Genomic DNA, 12016 nt, shown 5'->3' on the forward strand with positions numbered 1-12016 from the left:
CGGAAGGATGAAAACCATGGAACGTACACTCAGTTCCGAACTGTTCTTCGAAGACACTGCTGCAAAAACCCAGGCTTCCATGCCTCTGCGCGTTATCGCCAACCTGATGCTGTGGCAGCGCCGCATCTCCAGCCGCCATCAACTGGCTCGTCTGGATTCGCGTCTGCTGGCTGACGCCGGGATTAGCGAAGCACAGCGCTACGAAGAGCTGAGCAAGCCGTTCTGGCGCTAAGTTAGCGTCGCTGGCTCTGACCTTAAGGTCCACCGCCAGCAACCCGAATTGAACAAGCAAAACCCGTCACGAGAAATCGCGACGGGTTTTGTCGTTTTAGCGTCTGAAACTTCATAACGGTACAGTTTTACAGATTCTTAAATCAGCCTGTACAGTTTATATTCTGTCTTGCACCAGAGCAGTTCACCTCAGGAGACCTTTTTCTTCTAGGCTGTTCGAATCGGCACACACATGCCTAATATCAATTCAGAACGTGGCGAGCGCAGAGTGTCTAACGTCTGCTTTACCAGATACCGCGCTACCTCTTAATCAGTTTTATCCAAAGGAGTTACACCATGACCCGCCTTCGCCTGCTCAGCGCTGCAGCCCTGCTTGCCGTGGCTGCCAATGCCCACGCCACCAGCTTCATCGTGACCACCGATGCCGTCGTCGGTGCACTCAAGGCCACTTCAGATGCGACTTCAGATGTCACGTCCTCTTTCAAAGATGACAAGATCGTGCTCGCAGCCCGTGACGACGCAGCAAGCTTCGTCGCCAGCGAAGGCGCCATCCGTGGCGTGAAACTGGAAAGCGCAATGGATCACATCCGCCATCAGGCGCCACAGCTCAATGCGACCGACGCACAACTGGCGCAAGCGATCCTGACGATCTGACCGAGCGTTCCAGCGTGGGACACGCCTGACGTGTCCCAATGTTTCTGCACTGGCTCTAGACCGGGCCTTGCGCTAGCCTTGGGACTCACTTTCAACTGTCGAGTCTCATGCGTTTTCTTCCAAATCTATTGATCACTCCAGTCATTATCGCGGTCAGCTATTCGGGCTCCGCCCAGGCTTTCGATGCCTTCAACCTGTCTACCCAAGGCACCGTCGCCAGCGGTTACGCCACAAGCATGGTGACCTCCGCCCCCTTCGACCATAAACTGCTGCTCGCCGCCCGGGATGATGCCGCTGCATTCATCGCCAGTGACGGCCAACTGAGAGGCGCACAACTGGAGTCGGCCCTGTCTTACCTGCGTCGGACCCAGCCAAAACTTCATGCCAGCGACCTTGAACTGGCACAGGCAATTCTCGTCCAATAGTTATCCCAAGTTTTTCCGGAGTCGTTCCATGCGTAACCCGCTGATTGCCGCCACCCTAGGCCTGCTGTTGTTGGCCGATGTGGCCCAGGCCCACACCCTGGTTGCCACCAGTAATATTCTTATCCGCGCGACCCAGCGCACACTCGATTTCACATCCGATACAACCACGTCGATTCGCGACTCGAAAATCGTCCGCGAAGCCCAAGATGACGCCGCCAGCTTTGTCGCCAGCAACGGCGACATCCGTGGTGCGCACCTGGAGTCGGCTTTTAATTTGCTGCGTACCCGTGTTCCAGAAGCACGCGATGCCAGTGATCAGGATCTCGCCGAAGCCATCCTCGCACTGTGAGGTCGCCAGCGACCTGGCTGTTGGCCGGGGTCATGTTGCTGTTAGGCAACACGGCCCACGCCGGCCTTGAACTGCGCCTTAAGACCGAAGGCCTGAGCACCGAGCAACAGCAAGCTAGCCAGGTATTGCTTGATGAAGCCATGCAGGCCTTGCCGCCGCGCTTTATCGAGCAACTCGACCGCCGTATTGACGTCGCCTGGACCGATGACATGCCTGCCAATGCTTATGGCCAGGCGTCACTGGTGTCCGAACTCGATCTGAATCGCAACCTACTGGCCAGCCTTACTGATGGCAGCGCCGCGACCAAGAAAACCTATCGCCCCCATGGCACCGTGCGCCGGGAAATGCTGGCCACGGTACTGCATGAGCTGACCCACATTTATGATCGCTCACGCCTGTGGTCGCAGCCGGAGCGCACGCTGATCCAACGTTGTACGCAGCGCAACAGCAGCTCAGGGTTGATTGGCATTCCCGATCAATGCCGAGGCCAGTCCGATCGACGCTTTACGCTCAGCGACGACCCGCGATTGCTCGATCTCGCCGGATGGCAGCAATATGTTGGCCGTCGTGGCGAACGCGAACAGCACAACCGCCAGATCGCCCGCAGCCCCGACATTTACGAGACGAGCAGCCCCAAGGAGTTCGTCGCGGTCAACATGGAGTATTTCCTCCTCGACCCGAGTTACGCCTGCCGCCGTCCCGCACTGTACCGCTACTACAAGGAACACTTCGGCTGGGCGCCCGCCGCCAAAGGCGACTGCGGCAAAACCTTCGCCTTCCTCAATGCCGGCAATGACTTTGCCAAAACGCCTCTGGGCCAGGTCGACCCGGAACGGGTTTATGCCGTCGACTATCTATTGGCCGAGGCCAACCAGAACTGGGTCAGCCGCTGGGGCCACAGTATGTTGCGCCTGGTGATCTGTGCGCCGGGCCGACCACGCGGACCGGACTGTCGCCTGGATCTGGACCAGCATCTGGTGTTGTCCTACCGCGCCTTCGTCGGTGACGTACAGCTATCCAGCTGGGATGGACTGGTGGGCAAATACCCGTCACGTTTGTTTGTACTGCCGCTGGCGCAAGTGATCGACGAATACACCAAGACCGAATTGCGCAGCCTCGCCTCGGTGCCGCTGAACCTGTCGCGTCGCGAGATTGAAGACGTCGTGGAACGTGCGGCCGAGATGCACTGGAGTTACGACGGCAACTACTTCTTCCTGTCCAACAACTGCGCCGTGGAGGAACTGAAGCTACTGCGTGGCGGCACTAACAATTCCAAACTGGTTGCCCTGGACAACATCATGCCCAACGGCCTGCTGGAAGTGCTCAAAGGTCGCGGACTGGCGGATACCAGCGTGCTGGATGATCCCCGTGAAGCGCTGCGCCTGGGGTATCGCTTCGATTCCTTCCGCGATCGTTATCAAGCCATGTTCGAAGTGTTGAAAAAACACCTGCCGATCAAACAGGAAACCGTAGAAGACTGGCTGGACTTGAAAGCTGAAGAGCGCCGGAAGTGGTTTGACCAGGCTGACTTGCGCACCAGCGCAGCGTTGCTTCTGCTGGAACAGGCAAGCTTTCGCCACCAGTTGTTGTTGGCCCAGGACGAGGTCAAGCAACGTTACCTCGGTGCGCGAGAACTGAAGAACGGCGGAATGGACAAGGCTAACGAGACGCTGAGGAAAATTCTCGATAACAGCGGTTTCCTCAGCCGTCCGGCGGAACTGCTCGACAGCGGTGGCTATGGTTTGCCGCAACCCAGTGAATGGAAGCGCCTGGAATCGGAAAGCAGCCAGCGGCAGAAACAGCTACAAGCGCTGACCGGGGATCTGGACAAGGAAGTCAGGGCGCTGCTCGATCCGGATCGGGCAGCTGAAATGGCGGCGAACGAAGCCAACGTGAAACAGATCGGCGAGCATTTGCGTAAATTACACAAGGCTTCAGGTGGTTTGGAGTTGCCATAAAAAAGGGCTTCAGAACCTGGTTCTGAAGCCCTTTTGCTGAAAGATCTGGGCCGCAAGGCCCTGATCCCCCATGTCATGAACGCTACTTTTAGCTGACGCGAGCCTTACGCACGCCATCGGCCAGTGCCGAGCACAGGCTTAACACGCCATCCACGGCTTGTTCCGGGGTCGCAGCGCCAGCGATCTGGTCGATCAACGCCGACCCCACTACCACACCATCAGCCAAGCGCGCGATGTTTGCAGCCTGCTCCGGTGTGCGAATACCGAAACCGATGCTGATTGGCAGATCGGTATGGCGACGCAGGCGAGCCACCGCCTCTTCGACGTGCTCTAGCGTGGCCGCACCAGCACCGGTCACACCCGCCACCGACACGTAGTACACAAATCCGGAGCTGCCATTCAACACCGTAGGCAAACGCACATCATCAGTGGTCGGCGTGGTCAGACGGATGAAATCGATACCCGCAGCTTGAGCCGGATCGCACAGTTCGCCGTTATGCTCGGGTGGCATATCAACCACGATCAAGCCATCGACACCGGCCTCTTTGGCCTCGGCAATGAATCGCGGGACGCCGTATTTGTGGATCGGGTTGAAGTAACCCATCAGTACCAGCGGCGTCTCGTTGTTATCCTTGCGGAACTCGCGAACCATTTCGAGGGTTTTCGCCAGGTTCTGCTTGGCGGCCAACGCCCGGATGTTGGCCAGCTGGATCGCCGGGCCATCGGCCATTGGGTCGGTGAAAGGCATGCCCAATTCGATCACGTCTGCACCCGCAGCTGGCAAGCCCTTAAGGATCGCCAGGGACGTGTCGTAACCCGGGTCGCCAGCGGTGACGAAGGTCACCAGGGCAGCGCGGTTCTGTTCCTTGAGTTCGGCAAAGCGTGTTTGCAGGCGGCTCATCAGTGTTTCTCCTGCTGTTGAGAGTGTTCCATGTGGTGCATCACGGTTTGCATGTCTTTGTCGCCACGGCCGGACAGGTTGACCACCATCAGGTGATCTTTTGGCAGCGTCGGTGCGCGCTTGAACACTTCGGCCAGGGCGTGAGCGCTTTCCAGTGCAGGAATAATCCCCTCCAGACGGCAGCATTGATGGAACGCGGCAAGTGCTTCGTCGTCAGTCACCGAGGTGTACTGAACGCGGCCGATGTCGTGCAACCAGGCGTGCTCCGGCCCGATGCCGGGATAGTCCAGGCCAGCGGAGATCGAATGCGCGTCGATGATCTGACCATCATCATCTTGCAGCAGGAAAGTACGGTTGCCGTGCAGAACACCCGGTACACCGCCGTTCAGGCTGGCCGCGTGCTTGCCCGTCTCGATGCCGTAGCCGGCCGCTTCAACACCGATGATTTCGACGTTCTTGTCGTCAAGGAACGGGTGAAACAGGCCCATGGCGTTGGAACCGCCACCGATGCAAGCTACCAGGCTGTCCGGCAGGCGGCCTTCCTGGGCTTGCAGCTGGTCGCGGGTTTCCTTGCCGATGACGGCCTGGAAGTCACGAACCATGGCGGGATAAGGATGTGGACCTGCCACAGTGCCAATCAGGTAGAAAGTGCTGTCGACGTTGGTCACCCAGTCACGCAGGGCTTCGTTCATCGCATCCTTCAGGGTGCCGGTGCCAGCCACCACCGGGATCACTTCGGCGCCCAGCAGCTTCATGCGGAACACGTTGGCCTGCTGACGTTCGATGTCGGTGGTGCCCATGTAGATGACACAGTCCAGGCCGAAACGCGCCGCAACGGTTGCAGTCGCCACGCCGTGCATGCCTGCGCCGGTCTCGGCGATGATGCGCTTCTTGCCCATGCGTCGCGCCAGCAGGATCTGGCCGATGCAGTTGTTGATCTTGTGTGCGCCGGTATGGTTCAGCTCTTCACGCTTGAGGTAAATTTTCGCGCCGCCACAGAACTCGGTCAGACGCTCAGCGAAGTAAAGCGGGCTTGGACGACCGACGTAATCACGCTGGAAGTAGGCCAATTCTTCTTTGAATGCAGGATCTTCTTTGGCCGCTTCATATTCGCGGGCCAGATCGAGAATCAACGGCATCAGGGTTTCAGCGACGTAACGGCCGCCGAACGCGCCAAACAGGCCGTTGGCGTCAGGGCCGTTTCGCAGATTAGTCTGGGTCATTTGGGCGCTCCAGTTGAAAGCGTGAAGGGGTGCATAAAGAGGCAGTGGGGTCCACTCTACCCCTGACGCCCCGGACTGAAAACCGATAAGATCGCCGCAACCTGTCAGGAAAACTCACAGATAAAATGAGCCATGACCTCCCCCCGCTCAACGCCCTTCGTGCCTTCGAGGCTACTGCCCGCCTGAACAGTGTCAGTCAGGCTGCGGAACAGCTGCATGTTACCCACGGCGCAGTCAGCCGACAGCTGAAGGTGCTTGAAGAACACTTGGGCGTGAGCCTGTTCATCAAGGAGGGTCGCGGCCTGAAACTCACAGATGCCGGCATGCGACTGCGCGACGCCAGCGCTGAAGCATTCGAACGATTGCGCACAGTCTGCACAGAACTCACTCAGAGCTCAGTCGATGCGCCGTTCGTGCTGGGTTGTTCGGGCAGCCTGCTGGCGCGCTGGTTTATTCCACGTTTGGGGCGGCTAAATGCCGACCTGCCAGACTTGCGCCTGCACCTGTCCGCCGGTGAAGGCGATCTCGATCCCCGTCGTCCGGGTCTGGACGCCCTATTGGTGTTTACCGAACCGCCATGGCCGGCGGACATGCAGGTGCTCGAACTCGCCAGTGAACGGATCGGACCGGTCATGAGTCCACGGTTCGCCGGCTACGAGCGACTAAAAACGGCACCGGCCAGCGCACTGCTGACTGAACCTCTGCTGCACACCACTTCACGCCCACAAGCCTGGCCTAGCTGGGCGCAGCAAAGTGACCTCGACCCCAAAGCGCTGAAATACGGTCAAGGTTTCGAACATTTGTATTACTTGCTGGAAGCGGCCGTGGCCGGGCTAGGCGTGGCAATCGCCCCGGAGCCGTTGGTAATAGAAGACTTGAAGGCAGGTCGCCTGGTTGCCCCTTGGGGGTTCAGCGAAACCCCGGCGCACCTGGCGTTGTGGTTACCCAAGCGCGCCGCGGATGGGCGCGCCCGGCAACTGGCGCAATGGCTCAAGAATGAACTGCGCCAGACAGATCAGTCACCGCGTTTGAACAGTAAATAGGCCGCCAGCAGGCCCAATGCTCCAACGGCAACACCCGCGGTCGTCCAAGGGTGTTCCTGGGCATAGTCCCGGGTGGCAATACCGGTCTCGCGGGTTTTGACCTTGACCTCTTCATAGGCATCGGCAAGCAGATGACGCGAATGCCTCAATGCGTTCTCGGCATTGCCTTTGAGTACCTTGAGGGTTTTACGCGACTCGTCCGAGGCGTCGTCCTTCAGGTTTTCCAAGGATTTGAGCAGACTCTCGATCTCCGCTTCCATGCTTTGCAATGAGGCTTTGCGTAACGAGCTGTTGGCCATGGTGGCTCTCCTGCATTGTTGATGAGTGGCGTGTGTTGGTTGGGACTTCAGGGGCTCGAGAAAGTGCAGTAAATGTGAACTTCCCTGTCGGACCGACCGACAGAAGTAAGACGAGAATTCACTGCTAGGCTGTATTTCACACCCTGAGGAGAACGCCATGTCTGACCATCACACCTACAAGAAAGTCGAACTGGTTGGCTCGTCCACCAGCAGTATTGAGGATGCGATCAACAACGCCTTGTCCGAAGCCAGCAAAAGCTTGAAATACATGGAATGGTTTGAAGTGACCGAAACCCGCGGGCATATCAGGGACGGCAAGGCTGCGCACTTCCAGGTGACGCTCAAAGTCGGATTTCGGATAGCCAGCAGCTGAATTTTGGCCCAATGTCTGAACTTGCGCGCTGGCCGAGTGCCATAGGACATGGCAAAAAGCTACATGCGCCCGGCTGATGGCTGGGCGCTCCTTTGATGCGACCGGGGATGCAACTGATGAAGAAGTTTATTTTGGCGATAGGTTTACTGAGCCTTGCGGGCACTGCCGCCGCGGCTGGTAAGTCTTGCGAGGAGCTAAAGGCCGAAATCGCCGCGAAGCTGGATGCCAAAGGCGTTTCCGGATATTCGCTGGAAATTGTCGATAAAGGCGCAGAATCCGGCGGAAAAAAAGTCGGGACCTGTGAAAGAGGCACCAAAGTCATTGTCTACAAGCAGTAACCCTGATTCTTTATTCATAAAAGAGCCGACGCCAGGTCGTCGGCTCTTTTATGCCCCTATCGTCAGCCTTTCATGACTTGAGCCAAAAGCTCGTAGGAATGCAGACGATCGGAATGCTCGTACAGGTCGCAGGTAAAGATCAGTTCGTCGGCCTGGGTCTGTTCGATCAGCACGTCCAGTTTGGCGCGGATTTTCTGCGGGCTGCCGACCATGGCCAGACCTAGAAAATCACGCACGGCGTCTCGTTCATGGGGCAGCCACAAACCATCCATCGATTCTACCGGCGGTTGTTGCACAAGGCTTTGGCCACGCATCAAGGCGAGGATTCGCTGATACACCGACGTCGCCAGATAATCGGCCCGTTCATCGGTATCGGCGGCTACCAGTGGCACGCCGAGCATCACGTAAGGCTTGTCCAGCACGGCTGATGGCTTGAAGTGATTGCGGTAGACGCGAATCGCCTCATGCATGTAACGCGGAGCGAAATGTGAGGCGAAGGCGTAAGGCAAACCGCGCTCGCCGGCCAGTTGTGCGCTGAACAGGCTCGACCCCAGCAACCAGATCGGTACATTTGTACCGGTGCCAGGCATCGCGATGACGCGCTGTTCAGGCGTACGTGGGCCGAGGTAACGCACCAGTTCGGCGACATCTTCAGGGAAGTCATCGGCGCTGCCGGAGCGCTCGCGGCGCAGCGCGCGGGCGGTCATCTGGTCTGAGCCTGGTGCACGACCCAGTCCCAAGTCAATCCGCCCAGGATAAATGCTTTCAAGGGTGCCGAACTGTTCGGCAATCACCAGCGGCGCGTGGTTGGGCAACATTACCCCACCCGACCCCACGCGAATGGTCGACGTACCGCCTGCCAGGTAACCCAGCAGCACCGAAGTCGCGGAACTGGCGATGCCATCCATGTTGTGGTGTTCGGCAACCCAGAAGCGGTTATAACCGAATTTCTCGACATGCTGCGCCAAGTCCAGCGAGTTGCGCAGCGACTGGGCCGCGCTGCCGTTCTCCCGCACGGGCACCAGATCGAGGGTGGAAAACTTGATATCGGACAGTCGTTTCATAAACCTGCTTCTCCAAATTGAGGGCGCAGGTTTTTTCTTACGAACGAAAACCTGCCGAATCCAAAAGCGTGTTTCATGCAATGAGGGCATATACCCGAGTTTCAATAGCAGGTGGAAAAAACCTGCCAAAAAAGCGGACCGATCAGATGAGGTGAACTTTGCATCCAGGTCTATCCTCAGAACCCTAGTGAACGAAACCACGAAGGCGCGACGCTTCGCGCCGGATCTTGAGGAGACAAGGCATGGCGATCATCAAGAAAGCATCGGCTCACTGGGAAGGTGATCTGAAAACCGGCATCGGCTCGATTTCCACGGAAACCGGCGTGCTGAGGGAAGCGCCCTACGGCTTCAAGGCACGTTTCGAGGGTGGCAAGGGTACCAATCCTGAAGAACTGATCGGCGCCGCCCATGCGGGTTGTTTCTCCATGGCGTTTTCGATGATTCTCGGTGAAGCCGGCCTCAAGGCCGACAGCATCGATACCAATGCCGAAGTCACCCTGGATCAGGTGGATGGCGGTTTTGCGATCACCGCCGTGAAGTTGATCCTCAAGGCAAAAATCCCGGGGGCGAGCCAGGCGCAATTCGATGAGCTGAGTAACAAGGCCAAAGAAGGCTGCCCGGTTTCCAAGGTGTTGAACGCCAGGATCAGTCTTGAGGCGACGCTGGTCAGCTGAATCCATGGAGAATGATGAAAAGATCGCAGCCCAGATGCTGCGATTTTTTTGCACTGACGCATGACTAGACTGGCAAAACCGTGGTCGAATAAATGACAGCAGCAAAAACGCATGCTCCATGCGCGCTGCCTCAAGGAGCTTCACCATGAAACGCTTTGCCTTGGCAGTTATCTGTTGCGCTCTGGCCACTTCGGCCTTGGCGGCACCCAAACCCTGCGAAGAACTCAAGGCCGAAATCGAAGCCAAGATTCAGGCCCGAGGCGTCACGTCCTATACCCTGGAGATCGTCAAAAATGACGAAGTACACGATCAGAACATGGTCGTGGGCTCCTGCGAAGGCGGCACCAAGAAGATCATCTACCAGAAAAACGATCGCTGATCGGTCTTAGGGCACACAGTTGATCTGGCGTTCTTCGGCGACGATCTCGCGTTTGGCGTTATACAAGCGTGCTTCGGGGGTAAACGCCATGGAGCGGGCTTGCAGCAGATAATGCTGACCTGCCTCGAAATGATCGTACTTGATGATCATGTAGCACAGGCGTTCCGTGGAGCCACCGAACAAGTCTGAAGACCCGCCAGGCACTTCAAAATCGAAACGCACGGTGAGCTCGTGGCTACCGGGAGTGACCTGGAAAAAACGTCCGTCGGGCATTCGCTGACCGTCCAACCGTTCGGCCATCAGCAATTTATCGTTGGGAAATGGCGTGGAGAAGTCGACCCACGCCATCTGTGGATTGGCCGCCGGCATCGGAGCAGAGCAGCCGACCACCGTACTTGCAGTCAGTAACAGCATCAACCTGCGCATGATGAATGTCCCGATTTCTGGATATTCAGAATAGCGCTGATCAGGTGCGTTGACAGCCCGCTGGCGTGCCTTGGCCTATGACTTTTCGCTGCTGATCGTAAAGCTTGGCCCATGGCCTGAAGCCAATATTCCCCGCTTGCAGTTGATAACGTTCGCCGGCGTTGAAATCGTTGAATTTCACATTCATCTGGCAATCACGCCACAGCGGCTCGGCGTTCGGACCGATATTGGTGGGCTGAACCGCGAACTGGTAACGAACCGTCAGCTCATGGCTGCCTGGCTGCACCTCGAAGTAACGCTTATCGGTGGCCGCCTTGTTATCCACCTCCAGCGCCAACAGGGCCGTGTCTTCCTGATGTGACTCCAGATCGATCCATGCTTGCGTCGGATCATGGCGAGGTAATCCGAATCCTGCACAACCGGCCAGCATCAGCAGGCCTCCTGTCAGCATCAACTTGCGCATAGCGGAGCTCCAGTCAGGCGGGATAGTCTTGCGAGCAGACTTTCCAGGGATTTTTTATTTTGATCAGGCCGCGTCCAAGCCTTGGGTTACTTGATCGCGTTTTGCGCGTTTTGTTTCCGGGTGTGTTGCTTTTGTTGCTCAACGGTTGCACCAGCGTCAGTTACTACAGCCAATTGGCCAGTGGTCAGCTGCAACTGCTATGGGCACGAGAACCGGTTTCTCGTGTGATTGCCGACCCTCAGCGCGATCAAAAACTGCGTGCGCACCTGACCGAGTCGCAAAAGGCCCGGACTTTTGCCAGTCAGCAACTGCATCTGCCAGACAATCAAAGCTACCGCTTATACGCCGACATTGGTCGCCCCTTCGTCGTCTGGAATGTGTTTGTCACGCCGGAATTTTCCCTGAAACCGCAGAACCATTGCTTCCCCATCGCTGGCTGCGTGGCCTATCGCGGTTACTACAGCCAGAGTGCGGCTCGTGGCGAAGCGGCAGTGCAGCGGTTGCAAGGCATGGACGTGTCGATCGGCGGCGTCGAGGCATATTCGACCCTGGGTTGGTTCAACGACCCGATCATGAGTTCGATGATGGGCTGGGGCGATGAGCGCCTGGCCACGCTGATTTTTCACGAACTGGCGCATCAACGTGTTTATGTGAAGGACGACACGGCGTTTAACGAGTCTTTCGCCACCTTCGTCGAGCAGGAAGGTACTCGCCAATGGCGCGCCTTTCGAAACCTGCCACCCGATAACGGTGCACAGGCGCAACAACGAAATCAGTTCATCCAATTGGTTTTGAACACCCGCACCCGGCTTGAAACGTTGTATGCCCTGCCGCTGCCACCGGATCAAATGCGTCAACGCAAGGCCAAGGAGTTCGAGCAAATGCGCGCCGAATACCGTCAGATGCGCGACAGCCAATGGGCTGGAGATAAACGCTATGACGCGTGGATCAATGCCCCGATGAACAATGCGCGTTTGCTGCCATTTGGGCTTTATGACCAGTGGGTACCGGCGTTTGCGGGGTTGTTCAGGCAGGTTGGGGGAGAATGGGTGAAATTTTATGCGGCCGCCGAAAAGATCGGTGCATTGCCGGATGATGAGCGCATAGCGGCTTTGAAGGAATTGGCCGCGTCAAAGAACTCCAGTGGCTGAACTGGCCTCTTCGCGGGCAAGCCCGCTCCCACAATGATCTCTGTTGTTCACAAATCCTGTGGGAG

Annotated in this window: 17 protein-coding genes; 11 read left to right on the forward strand and 6 right to left on the reverse strand. The window is 57.5% G+C overall.

Going from position 1 to position 12016, the window contains the following annotated elements; genetic code table 11:
* Positions 1 to 16: 16 nt before the first annotated feature.
* From ACRESJ_RS04875 to ACRESJ_RS04895, 5 genes are all read left to right on the forward strand, one after another.
* Positions 17 to 232 (forward strand): DUF1127 domain-containing protein, encoded by a 216-nt coding sequence (locus tag ACRESJ_RS04875; RefSeq protein WP_007902752.1) that lies wholly within the window; start codon positions 17 to 19, stop codon positions 230 to 232.
* A gap of 335 nt (positions 233 to 567) precedes the next feature.
* Complete coding sequence (locus ACRESJ_RS04880) at positions 568 to 885, forward strand: DUF2388 domain-containing protein (protein ID WP_150735807.1); 318 nt, start codon at positions 568 to 570, stop codon at positions 883 to 885.
* A gap of 107 nt (positions 886 to 992) precedes the next feature.
* Entirely contained in the window at positions 993 to 1310 is a 318-nt protein-coding gene (locus tag ACRESJ_RS04885) for a DUF2388 domain-containing protein (RefSeq protein WP_431756891.1), read from the forward strand.
* Between the two features lie 28 nt (positions 1311 to 1338).
* A complete protein-coding gene (locus ACRESJ_RS04890) occupies positions 1339 to 1659 on the forward strand; it encodes a DUF2388 domain-containing protein (protein ID WP_431756892.1) in 321 nt (106 codons plus the stop codon).
* Positions 1656 to 3617 carry a DUF4105 domain-containing protein gene (locus tag ACRESJ_RS04895; protein WP_431756893.1) on the forward strand — a complete coding sequence of 654 codons (1962 nt, stop codon included), beginning with the start codon at positions 1656 to 1658 and terminating at the stop codon, positions 3615 to 3617. Before ACRESJ_RS04890 ends, ACRESJ_RS04895 begins: the two co-directional genes overlap by 4 nt.
* An 88-nt stretch (positions 3618 to 3705) precedes the next feature.
* On the opposite strand, the gene trpA is transcribed toward ACRESJ_RS04895, so the two are convergent.
* Both trpA and trpB read right to left on the reverse strand, forming a co-directional pair.
* A complete protein-coding gene (gene trpA / locus ACRESJ_RS04900; protein WP_431756894.1) occupies positions 3706 to 4518 on the reverse strand; it encodes a tryptophan synthase subunit alpha in 813 nt (270 codons plus the stop codon).
* Complete coding sequence (gene trpB / locus ACRESJ_RS04905; RefSeq protein WP_431756895.1) at positions 4518 to 5741, reverse strand: tryptophan synthase subunit beta; 1224 nt, start codon at positions 5739 to 5741, stop codon at positions 4518 to 4520. The genes trpA and trpB overlap by 1 nt, the downstream gene beginning before the upstream one ends.
* Positions 5742 to 5866: 125 nt before the next feature.
* On the opposite strand from trpB, the gene ACRESJ_RS04910 reads away from it, so the two are divergent.
* Positions 5867 to 6784 carry a LysR family transcriptional regulator gene (locus ACRESJ_RS04910; RefSeq protein ID WP_431756896.1) on the forward strand — a complete coding sequence of 306 codons (918 nt, stop codon included), beginning with the start codon at positions 5867 to 5869 and terminating at the stop codon, positions 6782 to 6784.
* Here ACRESJ_RS04910 and ACRESJ_RS04915 read toward each other — a convergent pair.
* Positions 6757 to 7083, reverse strand: a complete 327-nt coding sequence (locus ACRESJ_RS04915; protein WP_416128692.1) for a DUF883 family protein — start codon at positions 7081 to 7083, stop codon at positions 6757 to 6759. The two genes, ACRESJ_RS04910 and ACRESJ_RS04915, sit on opposite strands and share 28 nt — an antisense overlap.
* Before the next feature lie 157 nt (positions 7084 to 7240).
* Here ACRESJ_RS04915 and ACRESJ_RS04920 point away from each other — a divergent pair, with 157 nt between their 5' ends.
* Positions 7241 to 7456 (forward strand): dodecin, encoded by a 216-nt coding sequence (locus ACRESJ_RS04920; RefSeq protein WP_431756897.1) that lies wholly within the window; start codon positions 7241 to 7243, stop codon positions 7454 to 7456.
* A gap of 116 nt (positions 7457 to 7572) precedes the next feature.
* Positions 7573 to 7794, forward strand: a complete 222-nt coding sequence (locus ACRESJ_RS04925; protein ID WP_431756898.1) for a DUF1161 domain-containing protein — start codon at positions 7573 to 7575, stop codon at positions 7792 to 7794.
* Positions 7795 to 7856: 62 nt separating this feature from the next.
* Here the strand turns inward: ACRESJ_RS04925 and ACRESJ_RS04930 are convergent, their stop codons facing one another.
* Positions 7857 to 8858, reverse strand: a complete 1002-nt coding sequence (locus ACRESJ_RS04930) for an LLM class flavin-dependent oxidoreductase (RefSeq protein WP_431756899.1) — start codon at positions 8856 to 8858, stop codon at positions 7857 to 7859.
* Positions 8859 to 9100: 242 nt separating this feature from the next.
* Between ACRESJ_RS04930 and ACRESJ_RS04935 the strand changes: the two genes are divergently transcribed.
* Both ACRESJ_RS04935 and ACRESJ_RS04940 read left to right on the forward strand, forming a co-directional pair.
* The gene (locus tag ACRESJ_RS04935; protein ID WP_431756900.1) at positions 9101 to 9532 is read left to right on the forward strand and encodes an OsmC family protein; all 432 of its coding nucleotides are present in this window, start codon (positions 9101 to 9103) and stop codon (positions 9530 to 9532) included.
* A gap of 145 nt (positions 9533 to 9677) precedes the next feature.
* Entirely contained in the window at positions 9678 to 9911 is a 234-nt protein-coding gene (locus ACRESJ_RS04940) for a DUF1161 domain-containing protein (protein ID WP_431756901.1), read from the forward strand.
* Positions 9912 to 9917: 6 nt separating this feature from the next.
* On the opposite strand, the gene ACRESJ_RS04945 is transcribed toward ACRESJ_RS04940, so the two are convergent.
* Together ACRESJ_RS04945 and ACRESJ_RS04950 are read right to left on the reverse strand one after the other, a co-directional pair.
* On the reverse strand, positions 9918 to 10337 hold the full coding sequence (locus ACRESJ_RS04945) for a hypothetical protein (RefSeq protein WP_431756902.1): 420 nt from the start codon (positions 10335 to 10337) through the stop codon (positions 9918 to 9920).
* 40 nt (positions 10338 to 10377) lie between these two features.
* Positions 10378 to 10800 (reverse strand): hypothetical protein, encoded by a 423-nt coding sequence (locus tag ACRESJ_RS04950; protein WP_431756903.1) that lies wholly within the window; start codon positions 10798 to 10800, stop codon positions 10378 to 10380.
* A 59-nt stretch (positions 10801 to 10859) separates the two neighbouring features.
* Here ACRESJ_RS04950 and ACRESJ_RS04955 point away from each other — a divergent pair, with 59 nt between their 5' ends.
* On the forward strand, positions 10860 to 11951 hold the full coding sequence (locus ACRESJ_RS04955; protein ID WP_431756904.1) for an aminopeptidase: 1092 nt from the start codon (positions 10860 to 10862) through the stop codon (positions 11949 to 11951).
* Positions 11952 to 12016: the final 65 nt, after the last annotated feature.

It is taken from the genome of Pseudomonas sp. (assembly GCF_050739655.1).
Taxonomy (GTDB): Bacteria; Pseudomonadota; Gammaproteobacteria; order Pseudomonadales; family Pseudomonadaceae; genus Aquipseudomonas.

What these genes read in the sequence shown, in the direction of transcription:
- ACRESJ_RS04915 (WP_416128692.1), bottom strand. Translation starts at nt 7,083, where the DNA reads ATGGCCAACAGCTCGTTACGCAAAGCCTCATTGCAAAGCATGGAAGCG.
- ACRESJ_RS04910 (WP_431756896.1), top strand. Translation starts at nt 5,867, where the DNA reads ATGAGCCATGACCTCCCCCCGCTCAACGCCCTTCGTGCCTTCGAGGCT.
- trpA (WP_431756894.1), bottom strand. Translation starts at nt 4,518, where the DNA reads ATGAGCCGCCTGCAAACACGCTTTGCCGAACTCAAGGAACAGAACCGC.
- ACRESJ_RS04875 (WP_007902752.1), top strand. Translation starts at nt 17, where the DNA reads ATGGAACGTACACTCAGTTCCGAACTGTTCTTCGAAGACACTGCTGCA.
- trpB (WP_431756895.1), bottom strand. Translation starts at nt 5,741, where the DNA reads ATGACCCAGACTAATCTGCGAAACGGCCCTGACGCCAACGGCCTGTTT.
- ACRESJ_RS04925 (WP_431756898.1), top strand. Translation starts at nt 7,573, where the DNA reads ATGAAGAAGTTTATTTTGGCGATAGGTTTACTGAGCCTTGCGGGCACT.
- ACRESJ_RS04920 (WP_431756897.1), top strand. Translation starts at nt 7,241, where the DNA reads ATGTCTGACCATCACACCTACAAGAAAGTCGAACTGGTTGGCTCGTCC.
- ACRESJ_RS04930 (WP_431756899.1), bottom strand. Translation starts at nt 8,858, where the DNA reads ATGAAACGACTGTCCGATATCAAGTTTTCCACCCTCGATCTGGTGCCC.
- ACRESJ_RS04890 (WP_431756892.1), top strand. Translation starts at nt 1,339, where the DNA reads ATGCGTAACCCGCTGATTGCCGCCACCCTAGGCCTGCTGTTGTTGGCC.
- ACRESJ_RS04935 (WP_431756900.1), top strand. Translation starts at nt 9,101, where the DNA reads ATGGCGATCATCAAGAAAGCATCGGCTCACTGGGAAGGTGATCTGAAA.
- ACRESJ_RS04950 (WP_431756903.1), bottom strand. Translation starts at nt 10,800, where the DNA reads ATGCGCAAGTTGATGCTGACAGGAGGCCTGCTGATGCTGGCCGGTTGT.
- ACRESJ_RS04880 (WP_150735807.1), top strand. Translation starts at nt 568, where the DNA reads ATGACCCGCCTTCGCCTGCTCAGCGCTGCAGCCCTGCTTGCCGTGGCT.
- ACRESJ_RS04885 (WP_431756891.1), top strand. Translation starts at nt 993, where the DNA reads ATGCGTTTTCTTCCAAATCTATTGATCACTCCAGTCATTATCGCGGTC.
- ACRESJ_RS04945 (WP_431756902.1), bottom strand. Translation starts at nt 10,337, where the DNA reads ATGCGCAGGTTGATGCTGTTACTGACTGCAAGTACGGTGGTCGGCTGC.
- ACRESJ_RS04940 (WP_431756901.1), top strand. Translation starts at nt 9,678, where the DNA reads ATGAAACGCTTTGCCTTGGCAGTTATCTGTTGCGCTCTGGCCACTTCG.